The following is a 20,375-nucleotide window of genomic DNA, read 5'->3' on the forward strand; positions in this document are numbered from 1 at the left end:
GGACGTAGTCCAAGCGCCGCTATAGCGGGGCGTCATGAACCCGTCTGACCGCATCCTTCCCGGCGTCGCGCTGATGATCGTCTTTTGCGTCTTCGCGCCGCTGATCGACGTGGCATCGAAGCTTTCGGCGGTCGCTGTTTCCGTCGGCGTGATCGCATTGGCGCGCTTCGTGGTCCAGGCGGGGCTCATGCTGCCCGTAGTGCTGGTGCTGGGCCTCGGGCTCAGGCTGTCCCCCCGCGCACTGGGGCTGACCGCCGTCCGGGCTGCGATGCTGATCCTGTCCACCTATTGTTTCGTCGCCGCGCTCAAGGCGATGCCGATCGCGGATGCCCTGGCCATCGCCTTCGTCGAGCCCTTCGTCATCCTGCTGATAGGACGCCTCGTGCTGGCCGAACAGGTCGGCCCGCGCCGCCTGGTGGCCTGCGCGATAGGTTTCGGCGGATCGCTGATGGTCATCCAGCCGTCCTTCGCGGCATTCGGCGCGGTCGCGCTGTTCCCGTTGGGCACGGCCGTGACCTTCGCGCTTTACATGCTGGTCACGCGGCGCCTTTCGCGGCTGGTGCATCCGGTGCCGATGCAGTTCCACACCGCGCTTGTCGCGGCTCTTGTCTGTGTGCCGCTGCTTGCCATCGGCAACTACCTGGGCGAGCCTTCGCTGAAGCTGACGCTGCCCTCGGGCATCTTCTGGCTCTGGCTGTTCTGCGTCGGGCTTGCCGCTTCGGTCAGTCACATGGCGATGACCTATGCGCTGACCTTTGCGCCGTCCTCGACGCTGGCGCCGTTGCACTATCTGGAAATCGTGACGGCAACGCTTTTCGGTTACCTGGTTTTCGGAGACTTTCCCGGCGGCCTGACCTGGGCCGGAATCGGGGTGATCGTCGGTTCCGGACTTTACGTCATCTACCGCGAGCGGCAGCTGGACCGGCAGGCGCGGCTGGTTGTCCGCAATCCGGTCGCAGTGCCGCAATAGCCGCGCCAAGCGCGATGCGCGGCAGGATGACCAGCATCCCGTGGGAATCGAATTCCATCTCGACCCTTCCGGTCGCCTCGTTCGAAGTGCCGATGCGCCCGCCAGGCGCAAGCGTCAGGCCCGCGATCGGCCAGCGCAGTCCCTCGGAACGGCCCGAAACTTCGGCCATCGGGAACAGTGACACGCGCATGCCGGGGGCCAGGTCCAGCGACACGCTGGACGGGGCGTGAAAGATCACGTCGTCGCGCCCGACCAGCAGGCACGTTGACCCTGGATGGCGCACAAGGGCGTTGCAGGCCGAAAGCGAGTGATCGAATCGCAACCCCGTGAATCCAAGCCCCAGGATGAACGGTGCGCGAAGCCGCATCAGGCATTTTTCGAAGTCCGTGCTTTCCTGCTCGGCGACAAACAGCACGCGCGAAGGGTCAAGTTCGGCCAGATGCCGCCGATCGGCACTGTCCAGGTCGCCGATCACCCATTCGGGAACGTGACCAAAGGCCCGCGCCACATTCGCGCCACCATCCGCCGCTACGATCCGAGGGGCGAATGACAGGGCTTCCGAGAGGGTTTCGCGGTCGACTTCACCGCCGCCCAGAAGCGTGACGGGTTGCGAAAATGGTGGCAATGTTGGTGGCATGGCGGCATTGATGACGATTAGGGCAAAGAAAGGCAATTCAGGCCTGAAAGAATCCTTCCTTTTTCCTATATGTCATCATTGTAGGGGACGAGTAGTGGGCAAACCTGCAAAAGGTGAGCCGTGTTTGGGTAGAGAATGACGATGGTAGGTGCGAACAAGATCCTGACGGTTTCCTACGGAACCTTCTCCTGCACTCTGGAGGGGTTTGAGGAGCCTTTTGGCACGATGCGGGCAATCGCTGAGTACTTCCGGGATCTCGCCTCGCAGGATCGATACTTTGGCGCCGAGCCGCCCACGCCTGACACCGAAATGCTTCACCGCATCGCCGAGCGCGAGGTGCGCCGCCGGGTCGAGGCCCGCGTGGACGACGAGGGGATCACCCTGAAAGCAGCGGAACCCGAGGTTCAGGAGCCCGAAACCGTAGAAGAGCCCGATCAGGCCAGCCCTGAGCAGGAAAGCCTGGCCCCGGCCGAGACCCCGGCCGAGACCGCTGCCGAGAAGCTCAAGCGCCTCCGGGCGGCGGTCGCCGAGGCCGAGGCCGCAGCGTCACAAGAAGACTGGGTCGAAAACCGCACCTCATTCTCCGCCGAGGCCCCAGCCGCCGATTTCGGCTATACGCTTGATGTCGTATCCGCCAACATCAAGGCGGGACCCGCGAAGGACGAATTCCATGAGGAGGAGTTCTACGAGGACGAGGAGGCCGAGGACATCGCTGCACCCGCAACGGAGCGGCCATCCCAGGCCGCCGCAAGCGATGAACGGGAAGAACCCGCGGGTCAGACGACGCTGCCGAACCTTGCCGCGCGGCTGCGCGCCTACGAGGCGGAGGCACCCTATCTGCGCGGTGGTCCCCGCCCCCCGGCATCTCCGCGCCCGGCGCCGAAAGTCGATGAGGACCTTCTGCGCCGCGTCACCGAGGAAAGCCGCGCCGAAGACCAAGCGGTAAGCGCTGACACCGTTCAAGGCCGCTCAATCCTCGAGCAGGCGTCGGGTGACGACGAAGCCGCTGTTGCCCGCCTGATGAAAGAGGCGCACAGCAAGCTTGAAGGCCCCGAAAGCAAGCGCAAGTTTTCGGCGATCTCGCATATGAAGGCCGCGGTTGCCGCGACGGTGGCAGACCGCCGGTTCAAGGCGGAGGCAGAGGTCGAGGACGATGGTGATGAGGGCGGCGAGGAAACCCAGCTGAACCGCTACCGGGAGGACCTGTCGCGCGTCGTCCGCCCGCGGCCCACGCCGCCGTCCCCGCCCAAGAGGCAGGCGGCTTCCGCGCCCTCGACGCCGCCCAAGGCTACAGAAACGGGCAGGCCTGCAGTACCACCCGCGCCTGCCCAAGAGCGTAAGGCCGAAGCGCCAGCGGTGGCAGAGCCCGCGAAGGCGCCGGCCCCCAATCCGCCCCGGTCGTCGGTCCATCCCGCGCCGCTTGTGCTTTTCTCGGAGCAGAAGGTTCAGGATGAATCACAAGCCGCAGAGCCTGCGGTAGCCCGTCGCCGCTCGGCGATCCCGACCCGCATCCTTACCGAGGATGAGGTGGTGGTGCCGCGCCGCCGGGTGCAGCCCGAGGACGCCGACAGCTTCGCAGAGTTCGCCGAAATGATGGGCGCCTCGGATCTTTCGGACCTGCTTGAGGCCGCCGCGGCCTATACCGCGACCATCGAAGGCACGCCGCACTTCTCTCGCCCGCAGCTTCTGCGCAAGGTGGCAACCGTGTCGGATACCCCTGACTTCAGCCGCGAGGACGGCTTGCGGTCGTTCGGGATGCTTCTGCGGCAAGGCAAGATCCAGAAGGTGCGGAGGGGGCAGTTCAAGATAACGGACGCCTCGCGCTTTCTCAGCGATGGACTGCGGGGATCGCGCTAAGGATCAGTCCTTGGGTTCGTCGGGATCCTCTTTCCCGACGCCCTTGAACACCGACTTGAACGGAAGTGCCCACAGGAAGCCAAGCGCCACGTAGAGGGCGACCTCCGCCCAGATCGGAAGTCGTCCGAAGCGCGCGTCGATCCAGTTCGCCAGCGTGACCGCCACGACGATATAGGCCGGCAACCCGAAGATCAGGATCAGTAGGGAAAGCCTGCGGCGGGCGCGGTAGGAAAGCATAGGCTCAGTCCGCAAACGGGTCGGTGACCAGGATCGTGTCGTCCCGCTCGGGGCTGGTGGACAGAAGTGCCACCGGGCACTGGATCAGCTCCTCGATCCGGCGGACGTACTTGATCGCGGCGGCCGGCAGTTCTGCCCAGCTGCGCGCACCCTCGGTGCTTTCCTGCCAGCCCTCGATTTCCTCGTAGACCGGCACGCAGCGCGCCTGCTGATCGGCGGCGGTCGGAAGATAATCCAGCCGCTTTCCGTCCAGGTCATAGCCCACGCAGATCTTCAGCGTGTCGAAGCCGTCCAGCACGTCGAGCTTGGTCAGCGCGATGCCGTTGATGCCCGAGATCGCGCAGGTCTGGCGCACCAGAGCCGCGTCGAACCAGCCGCAGCGGCGCTTGCGGCCCGTGACGGTGCCGAACTCGTGCCCGCGCGTGCCCAGGCGTTCGCCGTCGGCGTCGTGCAGCTCGGTCGGGAAGGGGCCTTCGCCGACGCGGGTCGTGTAGGCCTTGACGATGCCAAGGACAAAGTCGATGGCGTTCGGACCAAGTCCCACGCCTGTCGCCGCCTGTCCCGCGATGACGTTCGACGATGTGACGAACGGATAGGTCCCGAAGTCGATATCAAGCAGGGAGCCTTGCGCACCTTCGAACAGGATACGCTTGCCGGCCCGACGGGCTTCGTTCATCACCTTCCAGACAGGCGCGGCATATTGCAGGATCTCGGGCGCGATCTCTTTCAGCTGGGCAAGAAGCGCGTCCGTGTCGATCGGCTCAAGCCCCAGACCCGCGCGCAGCGCGTTGTGGTGGACCAGCGCGCGTTCCACGCGCAATTCCAGCGTCGCCGCATCGGCCAGGTCCGCGACCCGGATCACGCGGCGGCCGACCTTGTCCTCGTAGCACGGACCGATCCCGCGCCCCGTCGTGCCGATCTTGGCCTTCGATCCGGTCGCCTGCGCCTCGCGCGCGCGGTCCAACTCTCCGTGATAGGGCATGATCAGCGGGGTGTTTTCCGCGATCATCAGCGTCTCGGGCGTGATCTCGACGCCCTGTTCGCGGATCGAGGCGATTTCCTTGACCAGGTGCCAGGGGTCCAGCACCACGCCGTTGCCGATGACGGACAGCTTGCCGCCGCGAACCACGCCCGACGGCAGCGCGTTCAGCTTATAGACCTTGCCGCTGATGACAAGCGTGTGGCCCGCGTTGTGGCCGCCCTGGAAGCGCGCGATGACGTCGGCGCGTTCCGACAGCCAGTCGACGATCTTGCCCTTGCCCTCGTCGCCCCATTGGGCGCCCACGACAACCACGTTGGCCATGATCCTGTCCTTGCAACTTTGACAAACCCCGCGTCCTATAACGGTGACGCCCGCCGGGCGAAACAGCAAAATCGCCGCGTGGAGGCTTCGGGGGCGCATGTTTCTCTATATTACGATCGGGACGAACGATCTGGCGCGGGCGGGCCGCTTCTACGACGCCGTCATGGCCACCCTGGGATTTGAGAGAGCGGCGGAGAACGCAAGCGAAGTTGGCTATCGCAAGCCTGGGGAGCGCACCCGCTTTTGGGTGACGCGGCCCTTCGACGGCCGTCCGGCGACGGTCGGGAACGGCTCCATGCCTGCGTTCGATGTGGCCGACCGGGCAGCGGTGGATGCCTTTCACAAGGCCGCCCTGGCCAACGGAGGCAGCGACGAGGGCGCGCCGGGCCTGAGGCCCTATGCGCCGCATTTCTACGCCTGCTATGTCAGAGACCCCGATGGCAACAAGCTGTCGGCGGTCTGCGAACGCGACTCTGCGTCCTGATGTCCTCGGTTCGCGCTTCGGCCCGCGTTCGCATCAACAATGCCGGCGCCTGGACAATTGCCGCTCGCGCCCGGCGACGAGTTTTCCTATAACGCGCGCGACACGATGCAGGAGAGTGCCATGTCCGAGAACCTGTCCCCCATTGACCAGGCCAAGGCGAACGCGGCCCGCAAGGCCGTCGATTTCGTCGAAAGCGGAATGAAGGTGGGGCTTGGCACCGGGTCCACCGCTGCCTGGATGGTCAAGCGCCTTGGTGAGCGCGTGCGCGACGAAGGCCTGCGTATCGTCGCCGTGCCGACCTCAAGCCGCACCGCCGCGCTTGCGCGCGAGGTGGGCATCACCGTCATCACCCTCGACGAAGCCAAGTGGCTCGACATCACGATCGACGGCGCCGACGAGTTCGACGCCGAAATGAACCTGATCAAGGGCGGCGGCGGGGCGCTTTTGCAGGAAAAGATCGTGGCGACGGCATCCGACCGCATGGTGGTGATCGCGGACTCCGCGAAAGAAGTCGCGCATCTGGGCGCCTTCCCCCTGCCGATCGAGGTCATTCCCTTCGGCGTGAACGTCACGCGCGGGCTGGTCGAAGAGCTTCTGGGCGCCTTCGACGTCATGGGACGGCGCACCACGATCCGCATGAACGGCAGCGACCCCTTCCGCACCGACGAGGGCAACTTCATCCTCGATCTGCACCTGGGCCGCATCGGCGATCCGCGCCAGCTTGCGCTGATGCTGAATCAGGTTCCCGGCGTGGTTGAAAATGGGCTTTTCGTAGATATCTGCGACAGGGTGGTGATCGGACATGCGGACGGAAGGGTCGAAGTGCGCGATATACACGACTGTTCGATCGACGTGACGGAGCTTCCGGTTGGGGACACCACGAACATCTTTGCCAATATCGAGGAATAGGGACCCGATGGCATTCGACTACGACCTGTTCGTCATCGGTGGCGGTTCGGGCGGCGTGCGTGCGGCGCGGATCGCCGCCGGCGAGTACGGCGCGAAAGTCGCTATCGCCGAGGAATACCGGATGGGCGGGACCTGCGTCATCCGGGGCTGCGTGCCCAAGAAGCTGATGGTCTTCGCATCTTCCTATGCCGGGCAGATCGAGGACGCGCGCGCCTACGGCTGGGACGTTCGGGCGGGTGCCTTCGACTGGTCCGCGTTTCGTGCCAAGCTGGATGCGGAACTTGATCGGTTGGAGGGCGTCTATCGCGCCGCGCTTGTCAGGAACGGCGTTACCATCCACGACGAACGTGCCGTGATCGAGGATGCTCATACCGTCCGGCTGGAAAACGGCGCGCGGTTCACGACCAAGCACATTCTCGTTGCGACGGGCGGGCAGCCATCGGTGCCCGAACCGGCAGCCTCGGTCGGGGTCATGACGTCGAACGACGTCTTCAAGCTGGACACCCTGCCAAAGTCCATTCTGATCGTGGGCGGCGGTTTCATCGCCTGCGAATTCGCCTGCATCCTGAACGGGATGGGTGTCGAGGTCACGCAGTTCTACCGCGGAGAGCAGATCCTGCGCGGGTTCGATGGCGAAGCGCGGGGCCATATCGCGGAACTGATGCGCGACTCGGGCGTGAACCTGCACGTCGGCACCGACGTGATCGAGATGCGCGACGCCGACGGCGGCACATGGGTCAAGTCCACAGATGGTCGTGAGCATGTCTTTGAAAAGGTGCTTTACGCGACTGGCCGCACGCCGAACTCTTCGGGCATTGGCCTTGAAGAGGCAGGTGTGAAACTGGGACGCCGCGGCGAGATCGTTGTCGATGGCTGGAGCCAAACCTCGGTCCCCTCGATCTATGCCGTCGGCGACGTCACCGACCGCATCAACCTGACGCCGGTCGCCATCCGCGAAGGGCACGCTTTTGTCGACACGGTATTCGGTGCGAAGCCGACGAAGGCGGATCACGATCTTGTGGCTTCGGCCGTCTTCACGCAGCCAGAGTTCGGGACCGTGGGCCTGACCGAGGAAGCCGCGCGCGACCTTGGCCCGATCGAGGTTTATGCAACCTCGTTCCGCGCGATGCAGTCGGCCTTTGCGGGCCGGCGCGACCGCGTGATGATGAAACTGATCGTCTGCGCGCAGAGCCGCAAGGTGCTGGGATGCCACATCGTGGCGCCTGGCGCCGGGGAAATGATCCAGCTTGCGGCCATAGCCATCAAGATGGGCGCAACGAAAGAGGATTTCGACCGCACCGTCGCCGTTCACCCTGTCATGGCTGAGGAACTGGTCACGTTGCGCAAACCGGTCAGGACGGCTTGATTTTCCTGTCAAAAGTCCCAGTTGGGATGCAGGATGCACGAAATCTGAACAAAGAAGGTAGGCATAGATGAGTGGAAGCGGAGGCCCCTGGGGAGGTGGCGGTTCTGGCGGCGGGGATGACGACGATCGTCAATCCCGTGGACCTCGGCGCCCGGTCGGGGGGGCGCAGATCCCCGAAATCGACGACATCATGCGCAAAGGCTCGGAGCGGCTGAAGGTGCTGATGGGCGGCAGGGGCGGATCGGGCCGCGGCAATGGTGGCGATCAGCCCGGCCTGCCGCGCGGCACCTTCGTGCTTGCCGCGCTGGCCGCGGTCGCGCTGTGGTCCTACGAAAGCTTTTACACCGTAAAGCCTGAAGAGCGCTCGGTTGAACTGTTCCTGGGCAAGTGCAACTCGCCCTGCATCGGCGAGCCGGGGCTGAACTTTGCCCCCTGGCCGATCGTCATTCCCGAAAAGGTGCAGCTGTCGACGGAACGCACCGAGGATATCGGCGTCGGGCGCGGCGGGCAGGACGACAGCGGCCTGATGCTGACCGGTGACGAAAACATCGTCGACATCGACTTCCAGGTCGTCTGGAATATTTCTGACCCTGAAAGATACCTGTTCAACCTGCGCGACCCGGAACTGACGATCAACGCCGTGGCCGAAGCGTCGATGCGTGAAATCATCGCCCAGTCCCAGCTTGCGCCGATCCTGAACCGGGATCGCGGCGCGATTGCAGAACGGTTGAAGGACCTGATCCAGACAACGCTGGACGGCTACGACTCCGGGCTTAACGTGGTGCGCGTGAACTTCGACCGCGCCGACCCCCCGAGGGAAGTCATCGAGGCGTTCAAGAACGTCCAGTCCGCGGAACAGGAACGCGACCGCCTGCAGAAGGAAGCCGACGCCTACGCCAACACGGTTGTGGCGGGCGCGCGGGGTCAGGCCGCGCAGATCCTTGAAGAGGCGGAAGCCTATCGCGCGCAGGTCGTGAACCAGGCCGAGGGTGAGGCAAGCCGCTTCTCGGCGGTTCTTGCCGAATACGAAAAGGCACCCGAGGTCACGCGCAAGCGTCTTTATCTTGAAACCATGGAGCAGGTGATGGGCCGGGTCGACAAGGTCATCATCGACGAGAACCAGGGCGGCCAGGGCGTTGTGCCCTACCTGCCGCTGAATGAACTGGGCCGCAAGCCGGCCGCGGAGGGCAACTGATGAACCGCGCCGCACTTATCATTCCCGTCATCGTTCTTGCAATCGCGGGCGCGCTTTCCGCCATCTTCATCGTGGATGAAAAGGAACGGGCGCTGGTGCTCCAGTTCGGCCAGATCAGGGCCGTGCACCAGGAACCGGGGCTCTACTTCAAGATCCCGATCGTGCAGGAGATCGTTCGCTACGACGATCGCATCCTTGGGCTGGACGTCGAGCCGCTTGAAGTCACGCCGCTGGACGACCGTCGTCTGGTCGTCGACGCATTCGCGCGTTACCGGATCACGGATGTGCAGCGCTTCCGCCAGGCGGTCGGCGCGTCCGGGCTGGGACTGGCCGAAAGCCGCATCGACACGATCCTGCGCGCCCAGACGCGCGAGGTTCTGGGCGGCGTGACGTCCTCCGAGATCCTGTCGGCCGACCGCGCGGCACTTGCGCAGCGCATCCGGGATGCGTCCCGCAACGAGGCCGCGACCCTGGGCGTCGAAGTCATTGACGTGCGGCTCAAGCGCACCGATCTTCCGGTCCAGAACCTTGACGCGACTTTCGCGCGGATGCGCGCGGAACGCGAAAGGGAAGCGGCCGACGAAGTCGCGCGAGGCAAGGAGGCCGCCCAGAGGCTGCGTGCGCAGGCCGATCGTACCAAGGTCGAGCTTGTATCGGACGCGCAGCGCCAGTCGGAAATCATCCGCGGACAGGCCGACGCAAGACGGAACGCCATTTTCGCCGACGCCTATGGCGCTGATCCGGAGTTCTTCTACTTCTACCGGTCTCTCGCGGCCTATCGCGCATCCCTTCTGGGCGGCAACTCGACCATGGTGATGGCGCCGGACAGCGAGTTCTTCAACTACCTCAAGTCCGACCAGAGGCGGTAAGGCATGGGGGGCTTCGCTCTCCTGGTGCTTGGGATCGGTCTGGTGCTTTTGCTGGAGGGGCTGGCCTTTGCGCTGGCCCCTTCGCGCATCGAAGAGGTCCTTGACCTGCTTCGGCGCCTGCCGGCCGAGACGCGCCGAAACATCGGAATCGCCGCCGCGACGCTTGGCCTCGCGCTCATTTGGCTTGCCCGCCACCTTGGGGCCTGAAACACTGTTTGCAATCACGCTTGTGTGACGCGGGTCCTGCGGGTTTGATTCCCGGTAGGACATGCCTACCTACTAGGACGGACAAGGGCGGCGCCAAGCGCCGCCGGAAGTGACAAGGGGAAAGTGGAGTGAGACCTCAGGCAATTTCAGTTGCTGCTGCGCGTGAAGGGAACGCGTCAAACCTGCGGTATTTCTGGGCCCTGTTCATCGGGCTCGTGCTCGCCTTGGCGCTGGCTCTTCAGGCAAGCGCGCGGGCCGCACCCGAGAGCTTCGCGGATCTTGCGGACAAGGTCAGCCCGTCAGTGGTCAACATCACGACCTCGATGGTCGTGGCGGCGCCGACCGACGGCAATCCCATCGTGCCCGAGGGTTCCCCCTTTGAGGACTTCTTCAAGGATTTCGGCGCGCCCGGACCGAATGGTCCGCGCCGCTCGAACGCGCTGGGGTCGGGGTTCGTCATCTCCGAGGACGGCTACATCGTCACGAACAACCACGTGATCGACGGCGCCGATGAGATCGAGGTGGAGTTCTTCACCGGCAAGCGGTTGGACGCGAAGCTGGTCGGTACCGATCCCAAGACCGACATCGCGCTGCTGAAGGTCGAAAGCGACGCACCGCTGCCGTTCGTCAGCTTCGGCGATTCCAACCTGATGCGCGTTGGCGACTGGGTCATGGCGATGGGCAACCCGCTGGGGCAGGGGTTTTCGGTGTCCGCCGGGATCGTGTCTGCCCGCAACCGCGAACTGAGCGGAACCTATGATGATTTCATCCAGACCGACGCCGCCATCAACCGCGGCAACTCAGGCGGGCCTCTGTTCAACATGGAGGGTGAAGTCATCGGGGTGAATACCGCGATTCTAAGCCCCAACGGCGGTTCGATCGGCATCGGCTTTTCAATGGCGTCGAACGTGGTGTCGCGCGTGATCGACCAGCTGCGCGAGTTCGGGGAAACCCGGCGCGGATGGTTGGGTGTGCGCATCCAGGACGTGACCCCCGACGTCGCCGAGGCGATGGGCCTGTCCGAGGCAAAGGGCGCGCTGGTCAGCGATGTGCCGGATGGACCGGCCAAGGACGCGGGCATGCTTCCGGGCGATCTGATCACCAGTTTTGACGGTGCCGACGTTTCCGATACCCGCGATCTCGTGCGGCGCGTCGCCGAGGCCGATGTGGGCAAGGCGGTTCGCGTCGTCGTGATGCGCGAAGGCAAGAGCCAGACCCTGCTGGTGACGCTGGGACGGCGCGAGGCGGCCGAGGCGGAAGGCGAGGGCGCCATAGTGACGCCGGAGGCCGAAGCCGAACCCATGCAGAAGGACCTTCTGGGGCTGACGCTGACGCAGTTGACCGATGATCTGGCGATCGAGCTTGGACTTTCGGAAGGCAGTACAGGTCTGGTGGTCGTCGATATCGACGAAACCAGCGAGGCCTACGGCAAAGGCCTCCGCTCTGGCGATGTCATCACCGAGGCGGGCCAGCAGTCGGTGGCGACGCTGGCCGACCTTGAGGATCGGATCGACGAGGCGAAGGAAGCAGGCCGCAAGTCCTTGCTTCTGCTGATCCGCCGTTCAGGCGACCCGCGGTTTGTCGCGTTGTCGGTCGAGTAAGGCGCGGCCCAAGAATGGCAGCGGGCGCTTCTGCCGGGGCGCCCGTTTCGTTTTTGCAACGGTTCCCGGACTGATAACGGCTTGCGCGTCGGGGCGCGACGTTCCTGCGTCGCTGGGGGGCTGGAACACGAAGCGGTCACGGACTAGATAGCCAAGGGAACCGCTGCAAGGGACTCAAGATGGCGAAGATCACCTACGTAGAATTTGACGGCAAGGAACATGTCGTGGACGTCGCCAACGGGATGACCGTCATGGAAGGCGCCCGCGACAATGGCATCCCGGGGATCGAAGCGGATTGCGGCGGCGCCTGTGCCTGTTCGACCTGCCATGTCTATGTCGATGCCGCCTGGGTGGACCGCCTTCCGTCGAAGGATTCGATGGAAGAGGACATGCTTGACTTCGCCTACGAACCCGATCCCGCCCGCTCGCGCCTGACCTGCCAGATCAAGGTGACGGATGCGCTGGACGGGCTCAAGGTCTTCATGCCGGAAAAACAGATTTGATCCGCGGGGCGGCGCTTGCGCTGGTGCTGGCGGGAAGCCCGGAAGGGGCTTCGGCCACGATCACGCAGGCCCGCTTCGACGAACCCACGACGCGCTACGATCATGGCGTGCTGGGCGACGAGATCGAATACGGCGCGCTGGTGCTGACGACGACGCGGGGGCCTTTGCGCATTCGTTTGCCGGAAGACCGCGTGTTCGAGGATATCGCGCCCCGACTCGCTGACCTTGACGCCGACGGCGCGCCAGAGGTCATCGTCGTCGAAACCGATATTGAACGCGGGGCACGGCTGTCAGTCTATGGCGAGGATGGGCTGATCGCGGCAACGCCGTATATCGGAACAAGGCACCGCTGGCTTGCGCCCGTCGGGGCTGCGGATGTGGATGGCGACGGGCGGGCTGAAATCGCTTATGTGGAAACGCCGCATCTGGGCAAGATACTCAAGGTCGTCCGGCTTGAAGGCGACCGGCTGCTGCCCGTCGCCCAGACATCCGGAATGACCAATCATCGCATCGGGGACGCATTCATCCAGGGCGGCATCGCGCTCTGCGGCGGGCGCCTTGTGTTCTTGACCGCCGATGCCGACTGGTCGCGCGTCATGGCCACGGAACTGGTCGAAGGGCGGCTGCGGTCGCATTCGATCGGAACTTACCGCGGTGCCGAAAGCCTTGAAGGTCCTCAGGGCTGTTCATAAGGCGGCGATACTGCCCGCGCGACGGGATAAAGACGCCTCAGGCGCGCGCGGCGTCCAGCGCCGCCGGCAGCGCCGCGTCGAATGCCGCCAGATCCTCGGCCCTGCCGACGCTGACCCTGATGCAGCGGTCATGCGGCGCGACGAAGGGCATACGAACGAAGATGTCGTGCGCGATCAGCTCTGACAGAACCCGCCGGGCAAAGGCGCCATCGCCGCCGCAATCGATGGTGACGAAGTTCGTGGCCGATGGCAGCGGCGCGAGGCCATTTGCACGTGCTATGGCGCCCAGCGTGGCACGCGCATCAGAGACCCAGACCTGAACCCTGGTCAGCCAGTCCTGGTCCGACAGGGCGGCCAGCGCGCCCGCCTGTCCGATGCGGCTCATCCCGAAATGATTGCGGATCTTGTTGAAGGCGGTGACAAGGGGTGCGGCCCCGATGGCATAGCCCACGCGGGCGCCCGCCATGCCGTAGCCCTTTGAAAAGGTCCGCATCCGGATCACGCGCGGATCTTGCGGATCAAGGACGGGGGCGGTGCCCGCGGGCGCGAGTTCCACGTAAGCCTCGTCAAGAACCAGAAGGGATCCTTCGGGAACCTTGGCGATCATGCGCGCGATGGTGTCGGCCCCGTGCCAGGAGCCCATCGGATTGTCCGGATTGGCCAGGTAGATAAGCTTCGCCCCGGTTTCGGCGGCGCGCGCGGTCAGGGCGTCGGGGTCCTCGTGGCAACCGCTGTAGGGAACCTTGTGGATGGCGCCGCCGAAGCCCGCGACATGGAAGTTGAAGGTCGGATAGGCCCCGTCAGAGGTCACCACCGCGTCGCCCGGCTCGATCAACATGCGGACAAGGTAGCCCAGAAGGCCGTCGATCCCTTCGCCCACGACGATGTTTTCGGCCTTGACGCCATGATGCGCGGCCAGGGCAAGGCGAAGGTCATGGTTCTCGGGGTCCCCGTACATCCAGACGTCGTGCGCGGCCTTTGCCATGGCTTCAATGGCGCGGGGCGAGGGGCCAAAGACGTTTTCGTTCGCGCCCAGACGGGCGGCGAATGGCCTGCCACGGTCGCGCTCCTGCGTCTCGGGGCCGACGAAGGGCACGGTGGCGGGCAGAGACGCCACAAGCTGGGTATAGCGCGGTCCGGTCATGGACCGAGTGAAAGCCGAATTCCCCGGCTTCGGCAAGCGCTCAGTCGCGCATGAACTTCTTGCGGGCCTCTTCCGCGACCGCGATCTTCAGTTCCAGCGTGGCGATGCGCTTCATCGCCATGTGGCGTTCATCCTCGGTCGTGGCCTCGGCATAGCCCGCCCTTGCGGCGGAAAGTTCCTGTTTCAGGATCACCTCTTCCGGCAAGGCCCCAGCTTCCGCCATGATCCGGAACCCCAATGCGGTGCCGGTATCCACGAAGGCGTCGCCCGGGCGTTCGGGAAGTGGCCGGCCTTCGCCGGCAAGGTGGTCAAGCGTGCCTTCCGCACGGGCTTTCAGCATCCGCCGTTCGGCCATTCTGTTCAGCCAGTCTGACATGGTTAACCTCCTGATTCCAAAATGGGACGCAGGGGCGCGCATGACAAGGCCCCGGATCTTTCCCCCCGGGGCCCATCAGGACGGTTTCAAGGATGGCCTGTCGCCTCAGTTCACTTCGGCCAGGCGCGACAGGGCGGCCTTGAGCTTTGCCGCTTCATCCTCGCCCAGACCCAGTTTCTCGCGCGTTTCATCGACGATCTCCTCGGGCGCGCTTTCGACGAACTTGGGGTTCGACAGGCGTCCGCGCAGGCCGTTCAGATCCTTTTCCAGCTTCTCCAGCGTCTTGGACAGGCGCGCCTTTTCCTCGGCGATGTCGATCACGCCTTCAAGCGGGATCGCGAAGCTGCCGCCTTCGACCGCGACAGTGATCGCGCCCTTGGGGGCGGCGCTTTCGGTCATGCCGTCAAGCCGTGCAAGCCGGGTGATCATCGGTTCGTTGTTGGCCCATGCCGCACGGCCCTTGTCGTCCATCGCGGTCATCACGATGGGCAGCTTCAGGCCCGCCGGGACATGCATCTGCATCCGGGCAGAGCGAATCTCCTCGATCAGGCCGATGACCCAGTTCATTTCCCGGTCGGCGTCCGTGTCGATCAGTTCGGCGCCATAGGATGGCCAGTCGGCATGGACCAGCATCTTGGCACGCTCGCCCGTCTGGCCCCAAAGCTCCTCCGTGATGAAGGGCATGAACGGGTGCATCAGGACATAGCATTGGTCCAGCACCCAGGCCATTGTGGCGCGGGTTTCGGCGGCCTGTTCGCCATCCATCAGCGGCTTGGCGAATTCAACGTACCAGTCGCAGACCTTGCCCCAGACGAAGGCGTAAAGGGTGTTGGCCGCATCGTTGAAACGGTAGGCGGCCAGCGCCTCGTCCACCGCAAGCCGGGCGCGGGCGGTTTCGCCGATGATCCAGCGGTTCACCGTGTGGCTGGCCTGCGGCAGGTCGGCGGTGCCCACGTCACGCCGCAGCGCACCGTTCATCTCGGCAAAGCGGGTGGCGTTCCAGAGCTTGGTGGTGAAGTTCCGATAGCCCGCGATCCGGTCCTTCGAGAGCTTCAGGTCGCGTCCCATGGCGGCCATGGCGGTGAGCGTGAAGCGCACGGCGTCCGCCCCGTATTCGGCGATGAGGTCGAGGGGGTCGAGCACGTTGCCGAGCGACTTCGACATCTTCTTGCCCTTCTCGTCGCGGACGAGGGCGTGGACATAGACGGTGTGGAAGGGGACCTGATCGACGACCGCAAGCTGCATCATCATCATCCGGGCGACCCAGAAGAAGATGATGTCGAAGCCGGTGACGAGGACGTCGGTCGGGAAGTATTTCTTCAGCTCCTCGGTGTCCTCGGGCCAGCCGAGCGTGCCGATGGGCCAGAGGCCGGAGGAGAACCAGGTGTCGAGGACGTCGGGGTCGCGGGCGATCTGGATTTCTGGCAGTTCGCCAGCGAAGCCAGCAATTGAAGGCTCTGCGCCTTCCGCAACCAAGATATCCCCGATTGCTCGTGTGTCGCCTGCGGCGATCTCTTCATTCCAGTAGTAGGCATGCGCGATCTTGCAGGCCTCTTCCGCGGTGGCGGCGCAGAATGTCTGCAAGGGCCAGGTACCCTTGTCAGAAACGCCATCTCGCCAAGCCATCGAAGAAACGAAATCTTTGGTCGGCCCATACCACACCGGAATCTGGTGGCCCCACCAGAGTTGGCGCGAAATGCACCAGGGCTCGATGTTTTCCAGCCAGTGGAAATAGGTCTTGGCGTCGCGTTCGGGCAGGATGCGGGTGTAGCCGGCCTTTTCGTCGAAGGTTCCGGCCTCATGCGCGGCCATGCCCTTGCGCACCGCCTCAAGCGCGGGTTCGACGATCTTTGCCGTGTCCACGAACCACTGGTCGGTCAGCATCGGCTCGATCACGACCTTCGAGCGGTCGCCATGCGGCTGCATCATCTTGTTCTGCTCGACGAAGGGCACGCGCTCCAGGTGTTCCGCGCCGGTTTCCTTGTCGATGGACTTCTGCAGGATGGTGACGGCCAGCCCCTCGGCGGTGATCTGGTCGATCACGCGGCGGCGGGCCTCGTAACGGTCAAGGCCGCGCAGGTCGTCGGGGACGAGGTTGATGGCATCCACCTCGGCCTCGGAAAGTTGCCGTTCGCCCTTCGCTACTGACATCGCGATGGCGGCAGCCTCGGCGTAGGCGGCGCCGTCGGCGCGCATCTGCGCCTTGGTGTCCATCAGCCGGTAGCAGGGGATGTTGCCGCGCTTGGCCACGCCGTAGTCGTTGAAGTCATGGGCGCCGGTGATCTTGACCGCACCGGAACCGAAACTCGGGTCGGGGTATTCGTCGGTGATGATCGGGATCAGGCGGCGATGTTCCTTGGGGCCGACCGGAATCTCGCAAAGTTTCCCGACGATTGGCGCGTAACGTTCATCAGAGGGGTGAACCGCGACCGCGCCGTCGCCCAGCATGGTTTCTGGCCGGGTCGTCGCGATGGAGATGTAGTCGCGCGTTTCGCGGAAGGTGACGTTGCCGTCCTCGTCCTTCTCCACGTATTCGTAGGTCTGGCCGTCTGCGAGCGGGTACTTGAAGTGCCACATGTGGCCCTGCACCTCGACCTGCTCGACCTCGAGGTCAGAAATCGCGGTCTCGAAATGCGGGTCCCAGTTCACCAGCCGCTTGCCGCGGTAGATATAGCCCTTGTTGTAGAGGTCGACGAAGACCTTGATCACCGCGTCGTGGAAGTTGCCCTCTTCGCCCGCGGGCGCGCCGGGGGCGCCGGACATGGTGAAGGCGTTGCGCGACCAGTCGCAGGAGGCGCCGAGGCGCTTGAGCTGGTTGATGATGGTGTCGCCGGACTTGCCCTTCCATTCCCAGACCTTCGCCAGGAACGCCTCACGCCCCATCTCGCGGCGGGTCTGATTGGACTTGTCCTTGGCCAGCTCGCGTTCCACGACCATCTGGGTTGCGATACCGGCGTGGTCCTGCCCCGGCTGCCAGAGCGTGTCGAAGCCGCGCATCCGGTGCCAGCGCACCAGAATGTCCTGCAGCGTGTTGTTGAACGCATGGCCCATGTGGAGCGAGCCGGTCACGTTCGGCGGCGGGATCATGATGCAGAAGGTATCCTCGCGCGAGGCATTGGCGCCGGCCTTGAAGGCGCCCGCGCTTTCCCAGGCCTCGTAGAGGCGGGTTTCGGCCTCGGCGGCGTTGAAGGTCTTTTCCATCGGCATGTCGTTCGTCCCGTCATTCGCTCGGGTTTCCCTTAGCGAAAGGGCGGGCGAAGGAAAAGGGGCGGCTACTCCGCAGGGGTGCCGCAGGCCGCCATCGCAAGCCCCAGGGCCGCCAATAGGTCATAGGCGCCCGCGCGCATCCTCGAGCCCTTACGTGCGCCCGCAGCCGCGATGGCAGCCTGGATTGCGTAGTAAAGCGCGAAGGCGCGCGACGCATAGGCGATGATCGATCCGCGACGGCCGCGGAAAACTGCGCTGCCAGGGCGGCGGCGACCAGAAGGCCGGGCAGGACCGGGGCCACAATCTGCATCATGTCGATGATCGCGGTTTCGGACAGCCGTGCTTGGTCCGGGGTGAAGAGGTAGGCGATGAGCCCGATATAGGCGAGGTAGATTGCCGTGGAAAGAAGCTGCGCGATGCGCATCGCCCGGCGCCTGGTCGGCGCGTCGTATTCGGCGCCAAGGTAGCGCGCGGTCTCGAATCCCTGGACGGTCACGATCAGCCCGAAGGCAAGCTGCACCGCCGGCCAGCCCGTCAGCGTCGGCGGGTCGAAGACCAGCCCGCCACCGTTCAACTTTTCGGAGAAGTAGACGGCAAGTCCTGCGAGCATCGACGATATGATGGCCAGCTTGATGCCGACGGACACCTGCTCCATCCGCTCAAGCGCCTGGAATCCATGCGCCCACCCGGTGATCAGAATGACCCCGAAGATCGCCGTCGTGACGATCCTGCCGGCAAGGTCGCCGGCGAAGGGTGTCAGGTCGACCGCGAAGGCTCCGAACAGGTTCAGGTAGTAGGCGACCGAGATCACATAGGCGATGGCCAGCGCCCAGGAGGCAACGGTTTCCAGCCGTTGTTCCGTCGCGCTACGCCCGCTTTCGCCGTCCAACCGCCGGGTGATGTTGAAGCGGATCGCATCGCCGAAGGCGTAGGCCGCAAGGCAGAGCAGCGCCATGACGGCGGGCGCGTAAACCCCGTAGCTGTGTTCCAGAACAGGTCCCAGCACCAGAAAAACCCGAGCCGATGATCGAGGCTAGCGGAGTGACGGTGGCGCGCCAAAGCCGCGCCCGGGAAAGGCGCGGCCAAAGAAGCAGCCCGGCAGTCGCCAGCCCGCAGCAAAGAATGAGCGCATCGATGAGCATTCATACAGCCTTCTGTCTGGAACTCCAAACCGAAGGCCGCCCCGATGGCAAGGCGCGTGTTGCCGCTTTCAGCCGATCGGGGCTGCCGTCCCCGCCGGTGTCAGCGGCCTGCGGCGACGGCAGCGTCGGTCAGGGGCGCGCGTTCGCCGCGACGGATCACCGCCGGGTCATAGGGCTTGCGGTCGAAGACCTCGCGCACCATCGGGGCGAAGAACTCGATCGGCAGGTCTGGGTAGTCGGGATCGAAGCTGGCCTGGTCCCAGCGTTCGCAGAATTCGGCGCAGTCATCGAAATACGGATGCCCCCTGTGGCGTTCGCGCTTGTGCTGGTCGAAGCCGTCCAGGTGGTGGCCGTAGTAAAGCATCTGGAAGTCGCCATGGGTCTGGACGCACCAGGTGCATTGTTCGCGCACGAAGGGCTTGAGAATCGTGGCGGCGTATTCATCATGGTTGTAGGGCGCGTAGATGTCACCGATGTCGTGAAGCAGGGCAGAGACGACCCAGTCGATGTCCGCCCCGTCGCGCCAGGCGCGGGTTGCGGATTGCACGGAATGGCCAAGTCGCGTGATCTTGTAGCCCGACAGGCTCTTGTCCAGATCGACCAGCGCCGTCAGCAGCCGGTCTGCGGTGTGCTTGGTGTGGTCGATTTCATGCGCCGTCAGGAATTCGTACTCTTCCTTCGTGCCGTCCTTCATCTGGGTGAAGCTTACCGTCTTCATTGTGCGGCTCCCGCGTATAGTCCCTTGTCGTTCTTGGTGCCCTTCATCAGGAATGCCCCCTGAGCGGAGCGGATTTCCTCGTAAAGCGCAAGGCTCTGTGGTGTGAAGTTCTGGGTCGGTGGCGAATAGAGGATGAAGTTGCGCATCCTGTCGGCCCCGCGCGCCAGCATCGCGTAATCCTTGTCGCCGACCTCTTGCGCGACCTCGGGCCGGATGTAGCGGACCACTGCGCCGATCCGGCGATCGTCCGAGGTGTTGGGGCCCGAACCGTGGATCGTCAGGCCGTGATGCAGGCTCAACTCTCCCGGCATCAGTTCGATCGGCACGCGGTCTTCGGGGGCGACGTCGACCTTGATCTCCTGCCCACGGCTCAGAAGGTTGTCCTCGGCAAAGGTGTCGTCGTGCGGCAGGATGGGGTTGCGGTGCGAACCGGCGACGAATTCCATGCAGCCCGATGCAAGAGTCGCGGGCGAAAGCGCCAGCCACATCGTCACCATGCCGTCAATCGCGCCCAGGCCCCAGTAGGTCAGATCCTGGTGCATGGAAACCTTGTGCCTGGTATGCGGCTCCTTGATGAAGAACTCGACTCCGTAGATCAGCAGGTCGGGGCCCAGCACGTCCTCGACCACATCCAGAATTGCCGGGTGGGTCCCGATCCGGTGGGCAAGCGGCAAGACGCAGTTGGCGTTCACGCGCTTGTAGGTGTTCAGGGGCAGCGGTAGCCCGGCGTCCAGCCAGTCGCGCTCGATCGCTTCAAGTTCAGCGCGCCATTCGGCGGCCTGCGCGGGGCTTATGGCCTTGATCGGATGCAGATAACCATCTTCCCAGTAACGGTCGACCGCCGCCTTGCTCAAGCGGCCGTCGGGCAGTGGAATGTTCATCGGGTGTCTCCGGTTCACAGCGTCGGGGTCACGGTATGCCGGAATGGCAGCTGCTCAGAGCGGTATATCTTGCCGGT

The 20,375-nt window shown here is 64.5% G+C and carries 20 protein-coding genes; 11 read left to right on the forward strand and 9 right to left on the reverse strand.

Annotation, left to right across the window (positions count from 1 at the left end; translation table 11 throughout):
* Positions 1–34 precede the first annotated feature (34 nt).
* Positions 35–970 carry a DMT family transporter gene (locus OEW28_RS06250; protein WP_263733843.1) on the forward strand — a complete coding sequence of 312 codons (936 nt, stop codon included), beginning with the start codon at positions 35–37 and terminating at the stop codon, positions 968–970.
* On the opposite strand, the gene OEW28_RS06255 is transcribed toward OEW28_RS06250, so the two are convergent.
* Entirely contained in the window at positions 897–1,607 is a 711-nt protein-coding gene (locus OEW28_RS06255) for a thiamine diphosphokinase (RefSeq protein WP_263733844.1), read from the reverse strand. The two genes, OEW28_RS06250 and OEW28_RS06255, sit on opposite strands and share 74 nt — an antisense overlap.
* A 135-nt stretch (positions 1,608–1,742) precedes the next feature.
* Here OEW28_RS06255 and OEW28_RS06260 point away from each other — a divergent pair, with 135 nt between their 5' ends.
* A complete protein-coding gene (locus OEW28_RS06260; protein ID WP_263733845.1) occupies positions 1,743–3,464 on the forward strand; it encodes a hypothetical protein in 1,722 nt (573 codons plus the stop codon).
* 3 nt (positions 3,465–3,467) lie between these two features.
* On the opposite strand, the gene OEW28_RS06265 is transcribed toward OEW28_RS06260, so the two are convergent.
* Together OEW28_RS06265 and OEW28_RS06270 are read right to left on the reverse strand one after the other, a co-directional pair.
* The gene (locus OEW28_RS06265) at positions 3,468–3,701 is read right to left on the reverse strand and encodes a DUF2842 domain-containing protein (protein ID WP_263733846.1); all 234 of its coding nucleotides are present in this window, start codon (positions 3,699–3,701) and stop codon (positions 3,468–3,470) included.
* Positions 3,702–3,705: 4 nt separating this feature from the next.
* Positions 3,706–5,004, reverse strand: coding sequence for an adenylosuccinate synthase (locus OEW28_RS06270; RefSeq protein ID WP_263733847.1), 1,299 nt, complete (start codon positions 5,002–5,004; stop codon positions 3,706–3,708).
* Between the two features lie 97 nt (positions 5,005–5,101).
* Between OEW28_RS06270 and OEW28_RS06275 the strand changes: the two genes are divergently transcribed.
* The 9 genes from OEW28_RS06275 (at position 5,102) to OEW28_RS06315 (ending at position 12,830) form a co-directional block, all read left to right on the forward strand.
* A complete protein-coding gene (locus tag OEW28_RS06275; RefSeq protein WP_263733848.1) occupies positions 5,102–5,488 on the forward strand; it encodes a VOC family protein in 387 nt (128 codons plus the stop codon).
* A gap of 120 nt (positions 5,489–5,608) precedes the next feature.
* Positions 5,609–6,397 (forward strand): ribose-5-phosphate isomerase RpiA, encoded by a 789-nt coding sequence (gene rpiA, locus OEW28_RS06280; RefSeq protein WP_263733849.1) that lies wholly within the window; start codon positions 5,609–5,611, stop codon positions 6,395–6,397.
* Positions 6,398–6,404: 7 nt separating this feature from the next.
* Positions 6,405–7,763 carry a glutathione-disulfide reductase gene (gene gorA / locus OEW28_RS06285; protein WP_263733850.1) on the forward strand — a complete coding sequence of 453 codons (1,359 nt, stop codon included), beginning with the start codon at positions 6,405–6,407 and terminating at the stop codon, positions 7,761–7,763.
* Positions 7,764–7,830: 67 nt separating this feature from the next.
* Complete coding sequence (gene hflK / locus OEW28_RS06290) at positions 7,831–8,958, forward strand: FtsH protease activity modulator HflK (protein WP_263733851.1); 1,128 nt, start codon at positions 7,831–7,833, stop codon at positions 8,956–8,958.
* Entirely contained in the window at positions 8,958–9,827 is an 870-nt protein-coding gene (hflC, locus tag OEW28_RS06295) for a protease modulator HflC (protein WP_263733852.1), read from the forward strand. The genes hflK and hflC overlap by 1 nt, the downstream gene beginning before the upstream one ends.
* Positions 9,828–9,830: 3 nt before the next feature.
* Positions 9,831–10,034: a DUF2065 family protein gene (locus OEW28_RS06300; protein WP_263733853.1), complete on the forward strand. Its 204-nt coding sequence runs from the start codon at positions 9,831–9,833 to the stop codon at positions 10,032–10,034.
* Between the two features lie 128 nt (positions 10,035–10,162).
* Positions 10,163–11,635, forward strand: coding sequence for a Do family serine endopeptidase (locus OEW28_RS06305; RefSeq protein WP_263733854.1), 1,473 nt, complete (start codon positions 10,163–10,165; stop codon positions 11,633–11,635).
* Positions 11,636–11,814: 179 nt separating this feature from the next.
* Positions 11,815–12,138, forward strand: coding sequence for a 2Fe-2S iron-sulfur cluster-binding protein (locus OEW28_RS06310; RefSeq protein ID WP_263733855.1), 324 nt, complete (start codon positions 11,815–11,817; stop codon positions 12,136–12,138).
* A complete protein-coding gene (locus OEW28_RS06315) occupies positions 12,135–12,830 on the forward strand; it encodes an FG-GAP repeat domain-containing protein (RefSeq protein WP_263733856.1) in 696 nt (231 codons plus the stop codon). The genes OEW28_RS06310 and OEW28_RS06315 overlap by 4 nt, the downstream gene beginning before the upstream one ends.
* Before the next feature lie 37 nt (positions 12,831–12,867).
* Here the strand turns inward: OEW28_RS06315 and OEW28_RS06320 are convergent, their stop codons facing one another.
* The 6 genes from OEW28_RS06320 to OEW28_RS06345 all read right to left on the reverse strand — a co-directional run bounded on the left by OEW28_RS06320 (position 12,868) and on the right by OEW28_RS06345 (position 20,298).
* Positions 12,868–13,974, reverse strand: a complete 1,107-nt coding sequence (locus tag OEW28_RS06320; protein ID WP_263733857.1) for a pyridoxal phosphate-dependent aminotransferase — start codon at positions 13,972–13,974, stop codon at positions 12,868–12,870.
* A gap of 40 nt (positions 13,975–14,014) precedes the next feature.
* Entirely contained in the window at positions 14,015–14,350 is a 336-nt protein-coding gene (locus tag OEW28_RS06325) for a DnaJ family domain-containing protein (RefSeq protein WP_263733858.1), read from the reverse strand.
* 105 nt (positions 14,351–14,455) lie between these two features.
* A complete protein-coding gene (locus OEW28_RS06330; RefSeq protein WP_263733859.1) occupies positions 14,456–17,557 on the reverse strand; it encodes a valine--tRNA ligase in 3,102 nt (1,033 codons plus the stop codon).
* Positions 17,558–17,570: 13 nt separating this feature from the next.
* Positions 17,571–18,563 carry an APC family permease gene (locus tag OEW28_RS06335; RefSeq protein ID WP_263733860.1) on the reverse strand — a complete coding sequence of 331 codons (993 nt, stop codon included), beginning with the start codon at positions 18,561–18,563 and terminating at the stop codon, positions 17,571–17,573.
* Positions 18,564–18,799: 236 nt separating this feature from the next.
* Positions 18,800–19,417 (reverse strand): HD domain-containing protein, encoded by a 618-nt coding sequence (locus tag OEW28_RS06340; protein ID WP_263733861.1) that lies wholly within the window; start codon positions 19,415–19,417, stop codon positions 18,800–18,802.
* Positions 19,414–20,298 carry a phytanoyl-CoA dioxygenase family protein gene (locus OEW28_RS06345; protein WP_263733862.1) on the reverse strand — a complete coding sequence of 295 codons (885 nt, stop codon included), beginning with the start codon at positions 20,296–20,298 and terminating at the stop codon, positions 19,414–19,416. The genes OEW28_RS06340 and OEW28_RS06345 overlap by 4 nt, the downstream gene beginning before the upstream one ends.
* Positions 20,299–20,375 lie beyond the last annotated feature (77 nt).

Origin of the sequence: Albidovulum marisflavi (assembly GCF_025751435.1) — a bacterium.
GTDB classification, from domain to species: Bacteria; Pseudomonadota; Alphaproteobacteria; order Rhodobacterales; family Rhodobacteraceae; genus Albidovulum; species Albidovulum marisflavi.

What these genes read in the sequence shown, in the direction of transcription:
- OEW28_RS06250 (WP_263733843.1), top strand. Translation starts at nt 35, where the DNA reads ATGAACCCGTCTGACCGCATCCTTCCCGGCGTCGCGCTGATGATCGTC.
- OEW28_RS06255 (WP_263733844.1), bottom strand. Translation starts at nt 1,607, where the DNA reads ATGCCACCAACATTGCCACCATTTTCGCAACCCGTCACGCTTCTGGGC.
- OEW28_RS06260 (WP_263733845.1), top strand. Translation starts at nt 1,743, where the DNA reads ATGACGATGGTAGGTGCGAACAAGATCCTGACGGTTTCCTACGGAACC.
- OEW28_RS06265 (WP_263733846.1), bottom strand. Translation starts at nt 3,701, where the DNA reads ATGCTTTCCTACCGCGCCCGCCGCAGGCTTTCCCTACTGATCCTGATC.
- OEW28_RS06270 (WP_263733847.1), bottom strand. Translation starts at nt 5,004, where the DNA reads ATGGCCAACGTGGTTGTCGTGGGCGCCCAATGGGGCGACGAGGGCAAG.
- OEW28_RS06275 (WP_263733848.1), top strand. Translation starts at nt 5,102, where the DNA reads ATGTTTCTCTATATTACGATCGGGACGAACGATCTGGCGCGGGCGGGC.
- rpiA (WP_263733849.1), top strand. Translation starts at nt 5,609, where the DNA reads ATGTCCGAGAACCTGTCCCCCATTGACCAGGCCAAGGCGAACGCGGCC.
- gorA (WP_263733850.1), top strand. Translation starts at nt 6,405, where the DNA reads ATGGCATTCGACTACGACCTGTTCGTCATCGGTGGCGGTTCGGGCGGC.
- hflK (WP_263733851.1), top strand. Translation starts at nt 7,831, where the DNA reads ATGAGTGGAAGCGGAGGCCCCTGGGGAGGTGGCGGTTCTGGCGGCGGG.
- hflC (WP_263733852.1), top strand. Translation starts at nt 8,958, where the DNA reads ATGAACCGCGCCGCACTTATCATTCCCGTCATCGTTCTTGCAATCGCG.
- OEW28_RS06300 (WP_263733853.1), top strand. Translation starts at nt 9,831, where the DNA reads ATGGGGGGCTTCGCTCTCCTGGTGCTTGGGATCGGTCTGGTGCTTTTG.
- OEW28_RS06310 (WP_263733855.1), top strand. Translation starts at nt 11,815, where the DNA reads ATGGCGAAGATCACCTACGTAGAATTTGACGGCAAGGAACATGTCGTG.
- OEW28_RS06320 (WP_263733857.1), bottom strand. Translation starts at nt 13,974, where the DNA reads ATGACCGGACCGCGCTATACCCAGCTTGTGGCGTCTCTGCCCGCCACC.
- OEW28_RS06325 (WP_263733858.1), bottom strand. Translation starts at nt 14,350, where the DNA reads ATGTCAGACTGGCTGAACAGAATGGCCGAACGGCGGATGCTGAAAGCC.
- OEW28_RS06330 (WP_263733859.1), bottom strand. Translation starts at nt 17,557, where the DNA reads ATGCCGATGGAAAAGACCTTCAACGCCGCCGAGGCCGAAACCCGCCTC.
- OEW28_RS06340 (WP_263733861.1), bottom strand. Translation starts at nt 19,417, where the DNA reads ATGAAGACGGTAAGCTTCACCCAGATGAAGGACGGCACGAAGGAAGAG.
- OEW28_RS06345 (WP_263733862.1), bottom strand. Translation starts at nt 20,298, where the DNA reads ATGAACATTCCACTGCCCGACGGCCGCTTGAGCAAGGCGGCGGTCGAC.